Annotated in this window: 10 protein-coding genes and 5 pseudogenes; 3 read left to right on the forward strand and 12 right to left on the reverse strand. The window is 55.7% G+C overall.

Annotated elements, in window-relative coordinates; genetic code table 11:
* Positions 1–297: 297 nt before the first annotated feature.
* The 3 genes and pseudogenes from PACILC2_RS21965 to PACILC2_RS21975 form a co-directional block, all read right to left on the reverse strand.
* Positions 298–1,782 (reverse strand): annotated as a pseudogene (locus PACILC2_RS21965) (ABC transporter substrate-binding protein).
* 109 nt (positions 1,783–1,891) lie between these two features.
* A pseudogene (locus PACILC2_RS21970) lies at positions 1,892–2,756 on the reverse strand (carbohydrate ABC transporter permease).
* Positions 2,757–2,871: 115 nt separating this feature from the next.
* Positions 2,872–3,810, reverse strand: a complete 939-nt coding sequence (locus PACILC2_RS21975) for an ABC transporter permease (protein ID WP_244863730.1) — start codon at positions 3,808–3,810, stop codon at positions 2,872–2,874.
* Positions 3,811–4,952: 1,142 nt separating this feature from the next.
* Between PACILC2_RS21975 and PACILC2_RS21985 the strand changes: the two are divergent.
* Together PACILC2_RS21985 and PACILC2_RS21990 are read left to right on the forward strand one after the other, a co-directional pair.
* Positions 4,953–5,813, forward strand: a pseudogene (locus tag PACILC2_RS21985) (sensor histidine kinase); the annotation flags it as partial.
* Positions 5,809–7,410 carry a response regulator transcription factor gene (locus PACILC2_RS21990; protein ID WP_213530849.1) on the forward strand — a complete coding sequence of 534 codons (1,602 nt, stop codon included), beginning with the start codon at positions 5,809–5,811 and terminating at the stop codon, positions 7,408–7,410. The pseudogene PACILC2_RS21985 and the gene PACILC2_RS21990, both read left to right, overlap by 5 nt.
* A 79-nt stretch (positions 7,411–7,489) precedes the next feature.
* Here PACILC2_RS21990 and PACILC2_RS27445 read toward each other — a convergent pair.
* From PACILC2_RS27445 to PACILC2_RS22025, 9 genes and pseudogenes are all read right to left on the reverse strand, one after another.
* Positions 7,490–8,487 (reverse strand): annotated as a pseudogene (locus tag PACILC2_RS27445) (DUF4855 domain-containing protein).
* Positions 8,418–9,164 (reverse strand): discoidin domain-containing protein, encoded by a 747-nt coding sequence (locus tag PACILC2_RS27450; RefSeq protein WP_244863733.1) that lies wholly within the window; start codon positions 9,162–9,164, stop codon positions 8,418–8,420. The pseudogene PACILC2_RS27445 and the gene PACILC2_RS27450 overlap by 70 nt, the downstream one beginning before the upstream one ends.
* Before the next feature lie 40 nt (positions 9,165–9,204).
* Complete coding sequence (locus PACILC2_RS22000) at positions 9,205–10,218, reverse strand: zinc-dependent alcohol dehydrogenase (protein ID WP_213530851.1); 1,014 nt, start codon at positions 10,216–10,218, stop codon at positions 9,205–9,207.
* The gene (locus tag PACILC2_RS22005; RefSeq protein ID WP_213530853.1) at positions 10,215–11,312 is read right to left on the reverse strand and encodes a hypothetical protein; all 1,098 of its coding nucleotides are present in this window, start codon (positions 11,310–11,312) and stop codon (positions 10,215–10,217) included. The genes PACILC2_RS22000 and PACILC2_RS22005 overlap by 4 nt, the downstream gene beginning before the upstream one ends.
* Before the next feature lie 97 nt (positions 11,313–11,409).
* Entirely contained in the window at positions 11,410–12,024 is a 615-nt protein-coding gene (locus tag PACILC2_RS22010; protein WP_307860681.1) for a carbohydrate ABC transporter permease, read from the reverse strand.
* A complete protein-coding gene (locus tag PACILC2_RS28945) occupies positions 12,021–12,293 on the reverse strand; it encodes a hypothetical protein (protein ID WP_307860682.1) in 273 nt (90 codons plus the stop codon). The genes PACILC2_RS22010 and PACILC2_RS28945 overlap by 4 nt, the downstream gene beginning before the upstream one ends.
* Positions 12,293–13,221 (reverse strand): annotated as a pseudogene (locus tag PACILC2_RS22015) (carbohydrate ABC transporter permease). Before PACILC2_RS22015 ends, PACILC2_RS28945 begins: the two are co-directional and overlap by 1 nt.
* 62 nt (positions 13,222–13,283) lie before the next feature.
* Entirely contained in the window at positions 13,284–14,627 is a 1,344-nt protein-coding gene (locus PACILC2_RS22020; RefSeq protein WP_372447205.1) for an ABC transporter substrate-binding protein, read from the reverse strand.
* 252 nt (positions 14,628–14,879) lie between these two features.
* Positions 14,880–15,998, reverse strand: a complete 1,119-nt coding sequence (locus PACILC2_RS22025) for a mandelate racemase/muconate lactonizing enzyme family protein (RefSeq protein ID WP_244863735.1) — start codon at positions 15,996–15,998, stop codon at positions 14,880–14,882.
* Between the two features lie 295 nt (positions 15,999–16,293).
* On the opposite strand from PACILC2_RS22025, the gene PACILC2_RS22030 reads away from it, so the two are divergent.
* The gene (locus PACILC2_RS22030; protein ID WP_213530855.1) at positions 16,294–17,454 is read left to right on the forward strand and encodes an oxalate decarboxylase family bicupin; all 1,161 of its coding nucleotides are present in this window, start codon (positions 16,294–16,296) and stop codon (positions 17,452–17,454) included.
* Positions 17,455–17,512: the final 58 nt, after the last annotated feature.

A 17,512-nucleotide genomic window follows, 5' to 3' on the forward strand; every position in this document is an offset into this window, starting at 1 on the left:
TGTCAGATTCGTTAGATCTTAGATCCCTAATGGAAACTTAACGGAACCTTTTAATCGAATAGGTGGGCTGGATTAACGCTACCGACCGCACGCCTCTTTGCGCACCTGCATGGCCCTATCCGCTCGCGCGGCCACACACGCGCGGCCCCAGCCGCCCAGGCGCCCGCGCTGCCCGAGCCGCGCGGCTGCTCGCGCACATGAAAGAGAGGGCCGCTTTCGGGCGGCCCTCTCTTTCATGCTTGTTATAGCCATCGAATCGTCCAAGGTGATCGGCGGCCGGTCCGGTCGCCTTCTACGTTATTTGCTTGCACGCCATTCGTCGAGCTGCTTTTGCACCTCTGCGATGATTTTGTCCAGACCTTGCGCTTTCAGTTTCTCGATCGCTTTCGGAAGCATTTCGGCCGGGTCGACGGAGCCCGTGTTCAACGCCGGACCGAACTCGTCGACCGCGTTTTCACGTTGGCCAGCTCGGTCATGACGTTCGTCGGGTCGAATTGGAAGCCGAGCAGCGGAGCGTTCTTCGCCGAGTTGTTGAACGCTTCGTATTGTTCCCATTTGTCGGCCGGATCATCTTTCAGCTTGTAAAGCAGGAACATGTTGCCGAGCGTAAACGACGCCATCGAATAGCCGGAATCCGGAATCGGCTCGTACGTATCTTCGGACAGCTTGTTGTAGTGCACCCCTTCGATACCGTAGTTGAGCAGGTTGCGCAAGTACGGATCGGTATTGAGCAGGTTGAGGAACTGCATCGCTTGCTTCGGATATTTCGTATTGGCCGAAATCGCCTGCATGGAGCCGGTTACCGACCAGTTGAACACGATCGGCTCGTGAATCGGCGTGGACGCGATCGGATACTGCATCTCGTTCGTCCACAGAATATCCGCGAACGGCACCGTATGCTGCTTGTCGACAAGCCATTTGCCGGTTTTCAAATGCTCGTCGCCTTGTTTCGTCGCGACGTCGGGCGGCAGGTAGCCCGCAAGATAATATTTGCGCATCGTCTCGAACGTTTGCTTCGCTTCCGGCGTATCCCATACGTTGACCACTTTGTAATCGGTCGTATCCAGCTTCACGCCGACCGGAATGCCTTCGAGCACGAAGTCATACGGCAGGAACGGACCGATGTTCGACGGAATCGGATAGATGTCCGGTTCGCCTTCCTTCACTTTTTTCAGCATCGGCTCCAGACTTTCGAGCGTCGTCGCTTCGGAGATGTTCAGATTGTATTTGTCGGCCAGCTCTTTATTGAAGCGCCATACCGCTTGCGCCGGCAGCTCCTTGTTGGTCGGAATCGCATAGTTGTGGCCGTTCACCTTGGAGCCTTCCAGAAACGCCGGGTTCAGCACCTCCTTGATGCCTTGACCGTATTGGTCCAGAAGCTCGTCCAGCTCAAGGAAATATCCTTTTCTCGCGTTTTCCACGTAAGGGAATGCCCAGGAAGAGGTGAAGGCGATGTCGAACGGCTCGCCCGATGCGGCGATCACTTGCATTTTTGCGTGTAGTCGCCCCAGTCGATCAGCTTGATCTCGATCGTCGTATTGATTTTTCTTTCAAATATTTGTTGGCTTCATCCACGACTTTATCCAGATCCCGCTGAGGCCCGCCGATCGTATACCAGATCAGGTGAGCGGTTTCCTCCGCGCCTTCGTTCGCTCCGTTCTCCGCGGACGCGTTGTCTCCGCCGGAGCCTTCGTTCCCCTTGCCGTTCCCGCCGCATGCGGACAGCACGACAACCGTGAGCAGCAGCATGGCCAAGGCGAGCAGCAAGCTTTTTCTCTTCATGTTTGTTTTCCTCCCTTTTCTATAACCAATTATATTAAAACGCGGAATCCGTCGGGATTCTACGCTTTAATCGCTGGAAAAATCGTTGGCAGCATCCGCTGACCGGCTTTTATTCCTTCACGGCGCCGATCGTCAGCCCTTGCACGAAATAACGCTGGAAGAACGGATACGCGAATACGATCGGCAAGGTGGCCAGCACGACCATCGCCATCCGCGTCGTTTCTGCCGGCAGCGATCTGGCGATCGACGCCCGCTCCGTCGTGTTCGCGACCGTCGAATTTTGCAAAATGAACTGAATGTTCGTCTCGATCTTCATCAGGAGCGACTGCAGCGGCAGCAAATTCGGATTGTCGATATAGAGCAGCGCGTGAAACCAGTCGTTCCAGTAACCGAGCGCGCTGAACAGCCCGATCGTCGCCAGGCCCGGCAGCGATATGGGCAGCACCAGGTGAAAGAATACCCGGAATTCGCCGGCTCCGTCGATTTTCCCGATTCGATGATCGCATCGGGCACCATCGTCCGGAAGAACGTCCGCATAATCAGCACCGAGAAGGCGCTTACGCTCATCGGCAGGATGAGCGCCCAGAGCGTATCCTTCAGATGCAGCACTTGCGTCGCGACGATATACGAGGGAACGAGACCGCCGCCGAACAGCATCGTGAAAAAAGCGATAAAGGAGAAAAACCCTCTGAAGCGGAAATAATTCCGCGAAATCGCATAAGCGTAAAGCGCCACGATGGCGACGGAAAGAATCGTTCCGACAACGGTCACAAAAAAGGTCACGCCATAGGAGCGAAGCAGCTGATCGCCGGTTTGAAAACATAGGCGTACGCGTCCAGCGACCATTTTTCGGGAAAAATGCTGTACCCGTTCTTGGCCAGCGTCGTCTCGTCCGTTAGCGAAATGACGATGACGAACAGAAACGGATATACGCAGCTGAAGGAGAACAGGCCGATCGCCAGATGGGCCAGCATGTTCCAGAACGGCGGCAGCTGATGAATGTTCCGCAGCTTTTTCCGCCGGCCCGGTCTTCCCCCGTCATGCTGCAGCACCGCGCTGTTGTTCATTTTGGGAAATCCTCCTTTCGGTTCAGAACAACGCCTGTTCCTTGTTGATTTTCCGGACGATGAAGTTCGTGGTGATCACGAGCACAAAGCCGACCACGGCCTGATAGAGACCGGCCGCCGTACTCATGCCGATATCTCCCGTCACCTTCAGTCCGCGGTATACGAATGTATCGATGACGTTCGTCACCGGATACAGCGCTCCCGTATCGCGCGGCACCTGGTAGAACAGCCCGAAGTCCGCCCGGAATATGCCCCCGATCGCCAGGATGAACATGATGACGATGACCGGCATAATCATCGGCACCGTAATTCGGCAAATTTGCTGCCATTTGTTGGCCCCGTCGATCATCGCCGCCTCGTAATACGACTTGTCGATGCCGACAATCGCAGCCAGATAGATGACGCTGCCGTAACCGACGCTTTTCCACAAATAGACGATGACGAGAATAAAAGGCCAATACTTCGTTTCCGAATACCAGTACACCGGATCGGCGCCGAAATAGCGGAGCAGTTGATTCAGCACCCCTTTGTCGACACTCAAAAAGCTGAACACGAAATAGCTCACGATAACCCAGGACAGAAAATGCGGCAAAAACATCCCCGTCTGATATATTTTCGCCAGCTTCTTGTTCGCGATCTCATGAATGAGAATGGCGACAAACACGGACAAGGCGGTCCCGAGCACGATAAAGACGGCGTTGTACAGCACGGTGTTCCGGACGATAATGTAGGCGTCCTCCGTCTTGAACAAATACTCGAAGTTTTTGAATCCGACCCACTCGCTTTGGATTATGCCGGCCAGAAAACCGTCGCGGCTAAACCTGTAGTTTTTGAAGGCGAGAATGACTCCCGGCATCGGCAAATAACAGAAAAGCAAAAACCAGACGGCCCCCGGCAGCACCATGATGAGCAGCGCCATGTTCCGGTTAACCGTTCTCAGCCAGCGCATCAAGCTCCCCAATGTTGTCCCCCCCTTGCCTGATTTAAAGGTTGCATGAAATAATGTACTCCACTGCAAACGTTGCCAAAAGTGAAAAAATCAAAAGTAAGATGGACAAATCAAAAAAAACCGCTTTGGGGCTTCCGCCAAACGCCGCGATTTGTGATACAGTTATACATGAGGGAAAACACCGGTACCTCAGCTTTGAAAGCGCATACGAAAACGTCGCCGAAAGCGCGATAAAGGGTGCACAACAACATGACCGTCATCGCTGATTTCTATAAAAGGCACTTCAGACAAAAGCTGTTCAACAAAATATTGCTCACTTATTCCGTGATCACGATTCTGTCCCTCGCGACATTATCCGGATTCGTCTATACGTATTTGGCCGACGGACAAGTAAACAAGGAGCTGGAGCTGAACAAACAAATATTGGCCGATATCGGCAATTATTTGGACGCCCGCTACGCGATCTCGCAAAACATTACCCAGCAAATTTACCGGAACGAATCGTCGCTCTTGTCCGGCGAGGTGCTGTCGTTTCTGCAAAACGACTTTTCGCAATACTTGTACAAGCGGCTGCAGCAATATATCGATACCGGCGTCCGGCCGCTCGATATCGGGTCCTACCTGCGTCTTCAACTGGCCAACAATCCCGGCATCCGCACCATCTCGCTTTACAGCACAAGCAAAAAGTTCCTTTATGTTTTGAGCCGGGATACGCAGTATTACTACCAGACCGGCGCCGAGCTGCAAGAGGCGCTGAACGAGCATATCATCACGAAGAAGAGCATCACGACGATCAGCAACATTACCGACCTGACGACGCGCAAAATCGTCGGCCATCTGATCATCGATTACGATTCGGACGGCATTTATCAGTCGTTCCAGAGCAAGCGCGCCGAAATGAAAGGCTACGTCGTCGTATTGACGCCCGAAGGCGACGTCGTATTCGATTCCTCGAACCGGTATTACGGGCAAAAGTATCCGTATTTCGCCTCCGTTCAATCCGCTTCTCCGACGCAGCGTTTCGAGGAAGAAGCTTATTTGAACGTGCACACGGCCAACCGGTTCGGCTTCTATATCGCCGGCATCGTGCCGAAATCGGAAATCGCCGGACAGCTGAAAGGATTGAAGAACGCGCTGTTCCTCGTCACGATCGCCTGCATCATGACGGCGGTAGCGCTTACCTATTTCACGATCGTCACGTTCTCCCGAAGAACGAACGTCATTGTGCAGGCGATGAAGAAGCTGCAGGACGGCGACTTGTCCGTGCGGCTGCCGCTTGAGAAAGAAGACGAGCTGTACCAGATCTCCAGGCGGTTCAATCAAATGTGCGAAGATTTGACGCAATATATCGACCGCGTCTACAAATCCGAAATCAGGCAGAAGCAGGCCGAGCTCGTCGCGTTCCAGGCGCAGATCAAGCCTCATTTCATGTACAACACGCTCGAGGCGATCCGCATGCGGGCGCTGTCCAAAAAGCCGACGACGTCGGCGAAATGATCTATTTGCTGGCAACGTTGTTCCGGTATTCCGTCAGGAAGGACACGATCGTCACGCTGGCGGACGAGCTCGAATACTGCAGCTTGTATCTCGATCTGTTCCGCATCCGGTATATGAACAATTTCACGTACGAGATCGATATCGAGCCGGAGTGGATGAATGTTCCGGTTCTCAAGCTTTCGCTGCAGCCGCTCGTCGAAAACTATGTCGTGCACGGCCTGGTCATGTCCCGGACCGACAACCGTCTGCGGATCGAGGCCGAGCCGGAAGGCGACCTGCTCAAGATTACCGTCCGCGACAACGGCAACGGCATCGAGCCGGAGAAGCTGGAAGAGCTGCGGCGCAGACTGCGCGAGCCTTCGCCGCACGCTTCCGATTCGATCGGCCTGACCAATGTCCACGAGCGAATCAAAATATGCTTCGGCAGCGCGTACGGGCTGCAAATCGACGGAGCGCACCGGCAGGGTGCTGCCATCACCATGACCATTCCTGCAAGTCCAAGGGGGCATTCAAGTGCGTAGACTGTTTATTGTCGATGACGAACCGTTTATACTTGAAGGATTGTCAACCGTAATCGACTGGGAGGAATTCGGCATTACGGTTTCCGGCAAAGCGGCAAGCGGCCCGGAAGCTTTCGAGGCGCTGCGCCATACGGGGGCGGACATCCTGATGACGGACATTATGATGCCCGAGATGAGCGGCCTGGAATTGATCGGGAAGCTGAAGCCGCTGTTTCCGGATATGAAATACATCGTCCTGAGCGGTTACAACGAATTCGAATATGTAAAAGAAGGAATGCGTCTCGGCATCGAAAATTATTTGCTCAAGCCGGTCAACATCAAGGAATTGACGGAGACGGTCGCCAGCACGGTGCAGAAGCTCGAGAACGCCGACCGGCAGGCGTTCGTCCGCCAGAGCGAGCTCGACATTCTGCGGGACAACGTCATGAACCGCTGGGTGACCGGCAAGATTGACCCTACGGAGCTGAAAACGCGGCTGCAGTTGCTGGACATTCCGGCAGACAACCCGTTCTACGCGGTGGCCACGATCAAGCTCGTGGCAGGCGGCGACGGCGGCTCCCCCGAAGGGGACGCCGGGAGCGCCGCCGGACTGCGGGAGCCGGAGGACGGCAATGAAGCGTACCGGGTCAGCCGGGCGCTGGCCGACGGCGCAGCGGGGAACGTCTGCTGTTTCCGCGATCTGGACGGCGATGTCATCCTGATCTTCACCGGCCCCGCACCCGAAGCCGGACAGGCGGAAGCGCTGGCGCTGCTTGACCGAATCCGGCAGCAATTGCGGAAGCCGGGCATTCAGGCGCTCATTACGCTCGGAAGCGCGGAATCCGGATATTTGGGCGTTTCGCAAAGCTACGACCATGCGAAACGGCTGCAGGAATATTTTCTGACGAATGCGGGAGACGACATTATCCGCTACGACCGCATGGCCGCCGCCGACGCCAAGGCCGGCTCCGCAGCCGTCGATCTGCTCGAATACGAGCAGCTGCTGCTTGCCAAGGACAAACGGGCGGTGTACGCCTACATCGACAAGCTGTTCGCGGATTTGCAATCGATGGAAACGGTTTCTCCCGCTCATATTCACAACTGCGCCGTTGATCTGATTCTGTGCACGAAGCAGGTCGTACGGGACAACAAGCTGAACCACGAGCTGGCGACGAGCGGCTACAAGCAACTGTTCACCGCGCTGTTCAAAGCGCATACGATCGGCCAATTGGTGGCGCATGTCAAATTTATCGTCGGTTCCGCGATCGATTACCTGTCGGTCGAAGAAGATGAGTTCAGTCCGGTCGTCAAGCAGGTGCTCCGCCACATCGAGACGCGGTATGCGGAGGAGCTGTCGCTGAAGACGCTCGCCCAGTCTTTGAACATCCACCCGTTCTATCTCGGCCAGCTGTTTCAGAAGGAGACGGGAAAGAGCTTCTCCGATTACGTCAATTCGTTCCGGATCAAGAAAGCGCAGAAGCTGCTGAAGACGACCGCGATGAAGACAAGCGACATTTCCCGTCATATCGGCTATTTGGAACCCGGATACTTCTATAAGCAGTTCAAGAAATATACCGGCGTTTCGCCGACGGAGTACCGGAGCGGACGGTCCTAAAGCGGCGGCTGTCCGCGAGGTGGAGCGGCCCCGAAAAGAATCATCGCCCTATCCGTTCGTTGGATAGGGCGATGGCCGTTTATTGTCCGTATGTGCCTTTTATGAATTGATATGTTTTGTCATACACTTCGCGCGCCGCGGGATCGGCGGACTCCGCCGCCTTCTTCAGCGTCTTGACCTGCTGATAGAACGCGGTGAACGAGTTCATATAGCCGTGCTCCACGCCTTTGTCGAGATAAGCGTAATATTTGTTTCGAGCCGCCAGATCGGTCAGCACCGCATCCGACAGCTCCATCTCCACGCCCAAGCCGTTGTCATAGGCGGCTTGCGCGATCGTATCGAGCCGTCGACCGTCGTATTGTGGAACGAGTAGTTCGGCTGCATCAGCGCCGTGTCGAATCCGTTCGCCTTCCAGTCGTCCCAGCCGCGGGCGAAATAATACGGAATCCACTGCAGCTTGGCGCCTTTCTTATGCACGTAGTCCGCCACCCACTGCAGCAGCCGGTCCTCGTTGACTGTCGTCTGTCTCGACAAAAACTCGTTGTACCAATAGAAGCCGACGAGCTCCATATTTTGATAGCCGGCTTCGTTCCAGCGCTTGTACACTTCGTCGACATACCATTTGACGACCTTCTTGCGGCTCTGAAGCGCCGCTTCCTCGCCGACTTCCTGCACGTTCATGTTTTCGCTGATGCCGTCGCCGTCCACATCGCCGAAGTCGCTCTGGTCGGTGCGCGGGTACGGAATCGAGATGACGACTTTCGCCTTATATTTCCGGTTCTTCAGATCGGCTTTCGCTTCTTGGACCGCTTCTTCCAAAGCGCCCAGCTCGTATTGATCCCGGAACAAGCGGCCAAGCGTCAGCTCCCAGTCCTCCTTGTCCGTCGGCAGCGCGCTCGCGCCGTAATTGGCCCCGTTCAGCAGCGGGCCGTACTGCAGAAACAGGAAACCGTCGAACATAAAATCTTTCCGGTTCATATTTTCGTCCACATAGGCGACGTACGGCTTCAAATCTTCCTTCGTGAACGAAATCCAGTCGGCCGGCTCATACTGCCATTCGCCGGTATACAGCAGCACCTGGCTGTTGATGCCGCCCGCCTGTTTGGAACCTTTCTTCGGATAGCCGGCTTGCTTCGGCCCCGCAGGGGACGGATGCGGTTTTTGCCGGACAGGTCCGGCGTTCCGAGCACCTCGATTTCGTCGAGGAACACCCAGGACTGTACCGGGAATTCCACTTTGACATAGCGGGCTTGCTTGTGGATGCCGCTGATGCCGATTTTCTGGGTTGCCGGACCTTTCAGCGTCGTCGGCAATGCGCTGCGGCCGTCCTTCAGCTTCTCCCACTTCCTGCCGTCCAGCGAGACGGAGAAATGGACCTTCAGCGGGAAGAAGATGCCGTTCGGGTTGTCTTGCAGGAAGTTGACGTAGATGTCTTCCACGGTGGCCGGATTTTCCAGATCGATCGTCACGATCCGGCTTCCTTGCCATATCCGCCCGACATAAGCCGGGTTCGAGAACGTCGTTCCCCCGTATTCGCCGTCGGTCAATTGCCGCCCGGTATCGTCCGGATGCGCGGATTCCGTCTTGCCGAACAAGCTGTCGAGCTGATATGGCGTTTCGAGCGTATAGCTTTTTCCGAGAGACAAATTGACAAGCTCCGGTTCCGGCGCGGACTTCGCCTGGACGGGCCCGATCGTGCCGGCCGAACCGATCAGCGCGGCAGCGAGAAGACTGAGCAGTGTTCTTTTCAACATCAGGGTCATCTCCTTATCAAGATCGGATAATCGATAAGTCTTACGCATCGTAGCGAAGCAGCACGCCCAATGATTGGCTTGCATCCCGCTGCAGCGCCTTATAAGCTTCCGGGGCTTCGCGAATCGAAAATTCGTCCGTGATCAGCCGGCCGATGTCGAGCCGTCCCGTTTCCAGCTGCCGGACGAACTCCGCCATATTCCGGCCTTCCGTCCACCGGACATACGATTTCGGATAATCGATGCCCTGATCCTCGTACTGCGCGTCGTACCGTCCGGGGCCCGCCGCCCGCGCAATGATGAAATCGGCTTCTTTCTGAAAGAACAGCTCGCGCGGGAAGGCGATCGGCACGTTGCCGACGAGCGCGTACTTGCCCCGGAATGCCAGCTTCTCCATCGTCGACTCGATTATTTTCGAATTCGAAGAATGAGCGACAAGCGAGATGGCGTCAAAACCGTGCCCTTCCGTAAATTGTCCGATCCGCTCGTCCAATTGCCCGTCGTCGGCCGGATAAGCTTCCATCCCGCAAGCCCGGGCCAGTTCGACTCTCGCCGGATTCATGTCGGTGGCGAACACACGATAGTTCGCCTGATGGCACAGTTGGCCGATCAGTTGGCCCAGAAGCCCCAGACCGACAACCCATACGGTTTCCCCGAACTGCAGCGACATCCGTCTCACGCTATGAATGGCGACCGAGCCGAGACCGACGAAAGCCGCTTCGCGCAACCGCGCTTCCGACGACAGCTTCGCGCAAAGCTGCCTCGGAACCGAAAGCTGTTCGGCATGAAAGACATAAGGCGCGCCGTAGCACGCGACGAAATCTCCGGGGGCCAGATCGGTCACGCCGGAACCGACCTCCGTAACGATGCCCGAGGCGCTGTACCCTAATTTGAACCCGTCCGGGACATCCGCATGCTGAATGATGTTCAATTCCGTACCGGGGCTGATCGAAGAATATTTCACCTTGACCAGCACCCGGAACGGATTGTCGCTGAGCACCGGCTTCTCCGCTTCCTCCAGCACGGCAGCGCGCCGTTTGACGACGATTTGCTTCATGCGATCGGCTCCCCTTTATTGTTGAATTCCAATACCGGCTCTTCGTCCAGCGCCATGCAGGCGATGATACCGGCGAAGCCGGATGCTTTGCGGAAGGTCGTCGTAACCGGCGCACGGTCCGGCTCGCTATGCTTAATATTCGGCCGGAACCGCAAGACGCCGCGCTCCCGCAAATCGGCCTCGACCTCGCGGAAACGGTTCAGCCCGATCTCCCGCACCTGTTCGGAAGCCGTGCTGCGCGCCAGGGACATGTACAGCTCCCAGCCGTTGCTCCAGTCCCTCGTCCACCAGGGCGCCTCCGTCTCTTCGGACGGCGGCTGCCGGATCGCTTCGACCATCTTGGCCACGGCCTGTTCGGACACTTGGCGCCAGCGCGCCAGCAGCTCTTCCGGCAGCAAACGGAGCGCGGTATGGGCGAAGGCGACGATCGTCGCCTGATAGAGCACGCTGTTGCCCATCACGACCGAGCCGTCCCAGTTTTCGATATAAGGCCACCAGCCCGGCTCGTTCTTGCCGAACCGGTCCGCCAGATGGCCGAAAATCGCCACGACCTGCTCCAGATAGACCGGGTTGCCGGTCAGCTCGTATGCTCTCCCGAACGTATGGGCCGCGTACATATCCCCGTTCAGCACGTCGAAGTTTTCGCCGGGTCTCTTCAGCACGACGCCCGGCCGCTCCGGCACCGTTTGCGTCAGCAAGTAATCGGCGGCGCGAATCAGGCTCTCCTTCGCCGCTTCACTATTCGTCGCCTGATGGATATGGTACAGACTGTTCGCGACGGCGCCGATCTCGGCGATATCGACGACAGGCGGTTCGCCCGCCTTCGCATAATACGGCTGCGTAAAGCCGCCGCTCGGCAACTGCCTGTTCCGTACGTCCTCCGCAAGCCGCCGGGCGATGTCGAAGCCGTCTCCGCCGTTCAGCTTGCCGTCGAGCGTGTAAAAACAGGCGGCCAGCCCGGTCGTGCAGCAGCTCGCCCGATCGCCCAGTTCGTCGTCCAGCATATAGAGCCCGCCCGATGCCGGGTCCGTTCGGAGCAAGCCGTCAAAGTAAGGCTTCAATTCCTTCACAGTATCGGAAACGAACGATTGCACCTCATTTCACCTCCTTTCCGGGTATTTTTCAGGTACATACCAAGCGTTTTCCAGGCATTTTCCAGACGCTTACCAGACGGTCGCACGCCATTTTCCGTCACTTGGACCCCGTCAGCGTAATGCCTTGAATGAAGACGCGCTGCACGAAGAAATACAAAATGATGATCGGGATCGTAAACAGCGCGGCGGCCGCCATCAGCATGCCCCACTCGACTTTATATTCGCCAATGAACGCTTTCAGTCCGACCGAGAGCGTCCATTTGGACGGATCGTTCAAGTAGATAAGCGGCTGCTGGTAATCTTTCCACGAAAAGAGAAAGACGAGCAGCCCCACAGTAAACAGCGCCGGCTTGGACAGCGGCAGCATCATTTGCCAATAAATCCGGAACTCCGATGCGCCGTCGATCTTCGCCGATTCGGTAATTTCATAGGGAATGCCCATGAAGAACTGGCGGAGCAGAAAAATATAATAGGCGGCGCCGAAAAATGCGGGCAGCACGAGCGGCCAAATCGTGTTGACCAGATTCAGCTTGTTGTACAGCACATACAGCGGTACCATCGTCGATTGCGCAGGCAGCATAATCGTACCCATCATGATCATGAACAGGATGCCGCGCCCTTTGAACGGAATACGCGCGAACCCGTAAGCGACCAGCGGCGAAGCGATCAGCTCCCCGAGCACGCACAGCACGCAGATCAGCAGCGTATTCATCGTATATTGGAAAAACGGTATTGCGTTGACGGCGTTGGAATAGTTCGACCAGTACAGCTCTTCCGGCCACCATACGAACGGTATGGCAAAATGTCGTCCATCGACTTGACCGAAGTCAGCATCAGGTAGGCGAACGGGCCGAGAAAACAGACGCCCGCCAGCATCAGGATGAAATGTTTGCCGATCGAACGCAGCATCTTCCTCGCCGTCTTCTTCCTGCGGGAACGGGCAAGCCGCAGCTCTTCGGCCGCCAAAGACCGGGCTTCCATTATTTCTCACCTCCGTAGTACACCCACCGGGCCGATGTTTTGAAAATGACAAGCGCGCAGAGCATCACGACGACGAACAAGATCCAGGCCATGGCCGACGCGTAGCCCATATTCAGGAAAGAGAATGCTTGCTGATAGAGATAGATGGAGTAGAACAGCAGCGAATTTTCCGGTCCGCCGGTCGACTGGGAAGCTTCGGCGAAGACCATCCCTTCCGTAAAATATTGAAACGACGCGATCAGCATCATGATCAGCTGGAACAGCGTCATCGGGGAAATCGCCGGCAGCGTGATGCTCCAGAATTGCCGCCATTTGCTGGCGCCGTCGATCTCGGCCGCTTCGTAGTACATTTTCGGCACTTCCTGCAGGGCGGCCAAATACATAACGGTAACGGTGCCCGTTCCCCAGAACCCCATCAACACGATGGACGGCTTGGTCCAGTCCGGATCGACCAGCCAGTTCGGCCCGACAATGCCTACGTATTCCAGCAGCATATTCACAAGTCCGTATTGCGAGTTGAGCAGCCACATCCACAGCAGCGAACCGGCTACCGCCGGCACGAGCGTCGGCAAAAATAAATGGTGCGGTAAATGCTCTGTCCCTTCACTTTCGCATTGAGCAGCAGCGCCATCAACAGGGCGTAGGCCAGATGAGGCACGACCCCGAAAACGGTAATATAGAGCGTGTTGTACAAGGACAAATAAAATTTCTCGTCCCGAAACAGCGCCTTGTAATTGTCGAGCCCTACCCATTTCGGCGGCGAAAACAGATTGTACTCCGTCATGCTGTAATAAAAAGAAGCGAGAATGGGATACAATTGAAAAATGAGAAATCCGATAATCCACGGGCCGGTAAACAATAAACCGGTCAGCAATATTTTCCGTTCTCTTCTGCGTATACCGGCCGCATTATCATGTTGACTAGCCACCCCTCCGCCTCCTTTCCCGGTGATTGAGAAGTGGGCCGAGCAAGTCGGCCCACATCGCTTCTTTATTTATCTGCGAGCGGCTGAATTTTCTTCGCTACGTTGTCCATCGCTTCCTGCGGCGTGATCGTGCCTTTCAAGGCTTTCTCGGTCTCCTCGCTCAGCGCCTGCAAATATTCATTGATATACGAGCTGTTCGGGAACCCGTTCAGATTTTCGTTTTTCGCCCTTTCATAGAAGCTGTGCATCGTTTTGTTTTCATCCGTGTACAGCCGCTGATCGTCCAGCGCCGACTTGAGCGTCGGAATGACATGCGCCTCCAGCGAGAATTCAACTTGAACGTCCTGGGTCATCAAATATTTGATAAATTCCCAGGCCTCGGCCGGATGTTTGGCCTTCTGGGGAATGAACACCGCACGCGGGCTGACCATACCGGAACCTTTCAGCTCCGGCTTGGCTTCCGGATAAGGGAACGGAGCGACGCCGATCGGACCGTCTTCCGCCCGCTCCGGCATAAAGTTGTACTCCCAGCCGATCATCATCGCCAGCTGCCCCGTCAGGAGCGGGTCCTGAGGCGTGCCGCGCTTGCCCATGCCGGATTTGAACTTGTCGATCTGATCTTTGCCGAATTCTTCATAGAAGGAACGCTGATAGGCGATCGATTCGACGTTCGCCGGCGCGTTCGGCGTAACTTTCCCCGTGCTCTCGTCGTACCAGGAGCCGCCGAAAATAATCGGCCAGAATACGTTGTCGATCCACGGATAGTCAGGGATAAAGCCGATTTTCGTAATGTTGCCTTTATCGTCTTTTTTCGTCAGCTGCTTGGCGTATTCGAACAGCTGCTCCAGCGTTTCCGGAGGCGCCGTAATGCCCGCTTCCTCGAAAGCCGCCTTGTTGTACATCAGCGAGTTGGCCATACTCATCGTGAACGGCATCGCGTAAAATTTGCCGTCGATCATCATCCGTTCGGCCGCGGCGGGAATAATCGCGCCGGTATCGAAGCCGTCTTTGGCGATGCTGTCGCTCAAGTCCAGCACGGCGCCGGCCGTCGCCCAAGGCCCGATGTTGTTCCAGTAGGTCAGCAGCACATCGGGCGCCGCGCCGCCGGAGATGGCGGTCAATTGCTTCGTCGGATCCTGGTTGCCCAAAATGTTGACCTTGATGCTGTCCTGGCTGTTGTTGAAGTTCTCGACGACTTTGTTAATCGGTCCGGCGTCAGCGTCGGTATAGGTATGCCAGAACGAAATCTCCACTTTTTCTTTTGGCGGCTCGTTCGAGCCTTCATTCGCATTTGTGTTTGTGTTTGTGTTTTCATTCGTGTTTTCGGACGTTCCGCCGTCGTTTCCGGAATCGGCGCCGCCTCCGCATCCCGCCATAATCAGCGAAAATATCATGACAAATAACAGCAGCACATACGATTTTTTCTCATGGACATTTGGCCCTCCCTTGTTTAGATCGAGCGTGACAAAGCAACGATTGGTTCCGTTTGATCCGTACTTGAAGCGAGCCTCACCTCCCTGCGGAGTTCACTGTAAGCGGTTAAAACGAATGGAGAGCATACTTGAACGAACAGATTTCAAAAAATGGATGAAACAATCATCTTTTTTATTTAATTTTATTGGATATTTTTTCTATTGACTGTAAAAAAAAAGAAAGGCTGTTTAAACGCGAAATTTCTCTATCTTGTCCATCGAAATCGTGCAGCCGATGCCGGCGCCTTGCGGCAGCTCCACATCGCCTTCCGTGATGACCGGTCCCGCTTCCACCGGATCGTCCGCCAGGAAGATCGGACCGTTCAGGTCGACCGGCCGCTTGATGCCGAGATACCGGAACAGGTGGGCGCTCGCCGTAAGCCCGAGCGTCGACTCCGTCAATCCACCGCCCAGCAGCTCGAAACCCGCCTCGCGCGCAATTTCTCCGCACAGCTTCGCGCCGCTCAAGCCTCCCATTTTGGTCAGCTTCACGACGATCGTATCGCAAGCCTCCAAGCGGATCGCCTGCATGACGTCTCCGGGCGTCCAGATGCTCTCGTCAAGCGCGATCGGAATCGTCGTCTTCTTTCTCAGCTCCGCATGCCCGTGCAGATTGTTCGCCGGAAGCGGTTGCTCGAACACGTCTACGCCGATGCGTTCCATCTGCTTGGCAAGGGCAACAGCTTGCGGCAAATTGTAGGCCTGATTGGCATCGACGCGGAAGAACAGGTCGGGAGCGGCAGCCTTGACGGCTTCCAGAATGGCGATATCCTGCTGCGGGTCCAGTCCGATCTTCACATCGACTCCTTCGTACCCGTTCTCCCTGGCATAAGCCGCTTTGGCCGCGGCCTCTTCGGGGCTTGCCGTGCTGATCAGATAGGACAGCTTGATCCCTGCTGCCGGCGAACCGTGCCACATCTGCGCGAGCGGCATACCGAAGGCGTTGCCGATCAAATCGTGCAGCGCCGTGTCGATCGCCGCTTTCGCGATCGGTTGGCCGCTGCCGAGCCCGGCTCTTATCTCTCTGTTCATCGCCGCATGGATCGATCTGAGGTCGGTTGCCTCCATCCCGAGCAGAAGCGGGCGCAAGTAGTCCTTTATGGTGCTGGAGACGGTTTCAAGCGTTTCGTAGCTCCACCGGTGACTCGGCCTTGCTTCGCCCCAGCCGAAAGCGCCATTATCCGCCGTGATCCGAACATAGACGTGAGGAGCTCCGCCGCTCGCATCGCCTACTCTTCCGTTCGAGATCGTAAAATGCTGTTTCATCGGAAGCTTGAGCGGAAAAAGTTCAACGTCAGTAATTCTCACAACTTCACCTGCCTACTTTTCTAGAGGGTCAACCTTTACACTTGCTATTGTACTAGATTCATTGAAATAAATCTTTATATAGACGATTTAAAGACAAACTGACATCGATTAATACGCTTACATTTCGAAATCAGCTTTACGGCTGCGATGTCAACCGAATTTTTATTGTACAAAATGTCAGTTATTATTACATTATATGTTGTCGGCGTCCGATCATGATATTTTTGCTTCCTTCACCGTTCATAACGAACAGGCCCGCATCATAAACTTCATGTGATGAAGGGAGTGGAAGTCGATGAAAGTGCCTCAACCGATCCGCAGCGACGGCGCCGGCGGTCCCGATCGCGGTCCGCGCGATATTATGAGGGATTTGGAAAATCCGGACATGTTGGTTCCGCCTGCCACGGATAGCGGTTTGCTGCCCAATCTGAAAATGTCCTTCTCCGATACGCATATGGAATTGTTCCACGGCGGCTGGTCACGGGAGATTACCATTCGGGAATTGCCGGTCGCCACCACCCTTGCGGGGGTCAATATGAGCCTGACTCCGGGCGGCGTGCGCGAGCTGCACTGGCATCAGCAGGCGGAGTGGTCCTATATGCTGCTCGGCAGCGCCCGCATTACGGCTGTCGATCAGAACGGACGGAATTTTATTGCGGATGTCGGTCCGGGCGACCTGTGGTATTTTCCGGCAGGCATTCCGCACTCGATCCAGGGTCTGGAGGAAGGGTGCGAATTTTTGCTCGTATTCGACGACGGCCATTTCTCCGATCTGAACACCTTGACGATCTCCGACTGGTTCGCGCACACGCCGAAGGATGTGCTGTCCGCCAATTTCGGCGTTCCCGAGCACGCGTTCGACTCCATCCCGACCGAACAGGTTTACATCTTCCAGGATCGGGTTCCCGGTCCGCTGGAAAGCCAACGAGTCGATTCCCCGTACGGTACCGTGCCGCTCGGTTTCAAGCATCGGCTGCTGGCGCAGAAGCCGATGAAATTCCCGGGGGGAAGCGTCAGAATTGTGGATTCCTCCAATTTTCCCATATCCAAAACGGTCGCGGCCGCACTGGTCGAGATCGAACCGGGAGCGATGCGGGAGCTGCATTGGCATCCCAATCAGGACGAATGGCAGTATTATTTGACAGGACAAGGGAGAATGACGGTATTCTCCGGCAACGGGGCGGCCAGAACGTTCAACTATCGGGCGGGCGACGTCGGCTACGTCCCCTTCGCCTTCGGCCACTATATCCAGAATACCGGAGATGAAACGTTATGGTATCTGGAAATCTTCAAAAGCGACCGGTTTGCCGATATTTCGCTTACCCAATGGATGGCGCTGACCCCTCGCGAACTGGTCCGGGACAATCTTCGAGTCGGTCATACATTGCTCGATGCGTTGCGGAAAGAGAAGGAGCCTGTCGTGAAGTTCCCGGGATTTACCTATTACCCGAGATAGCCGCGTTCCTCCGGCGCAGTTCCGGATTTCGCCGCGCACATCTCCCCAGCGCGCGGCT

This window comes from Paenibacillus cisolokensis (assembly GCF_018403665.1).
Classification (GTDB): Bacteria; Bacillota; Bacilli; order Paenibacillales; family Paenibacillaceae; genus Paenibacillus_AH; species Paenibacillus_AH cisolokensis.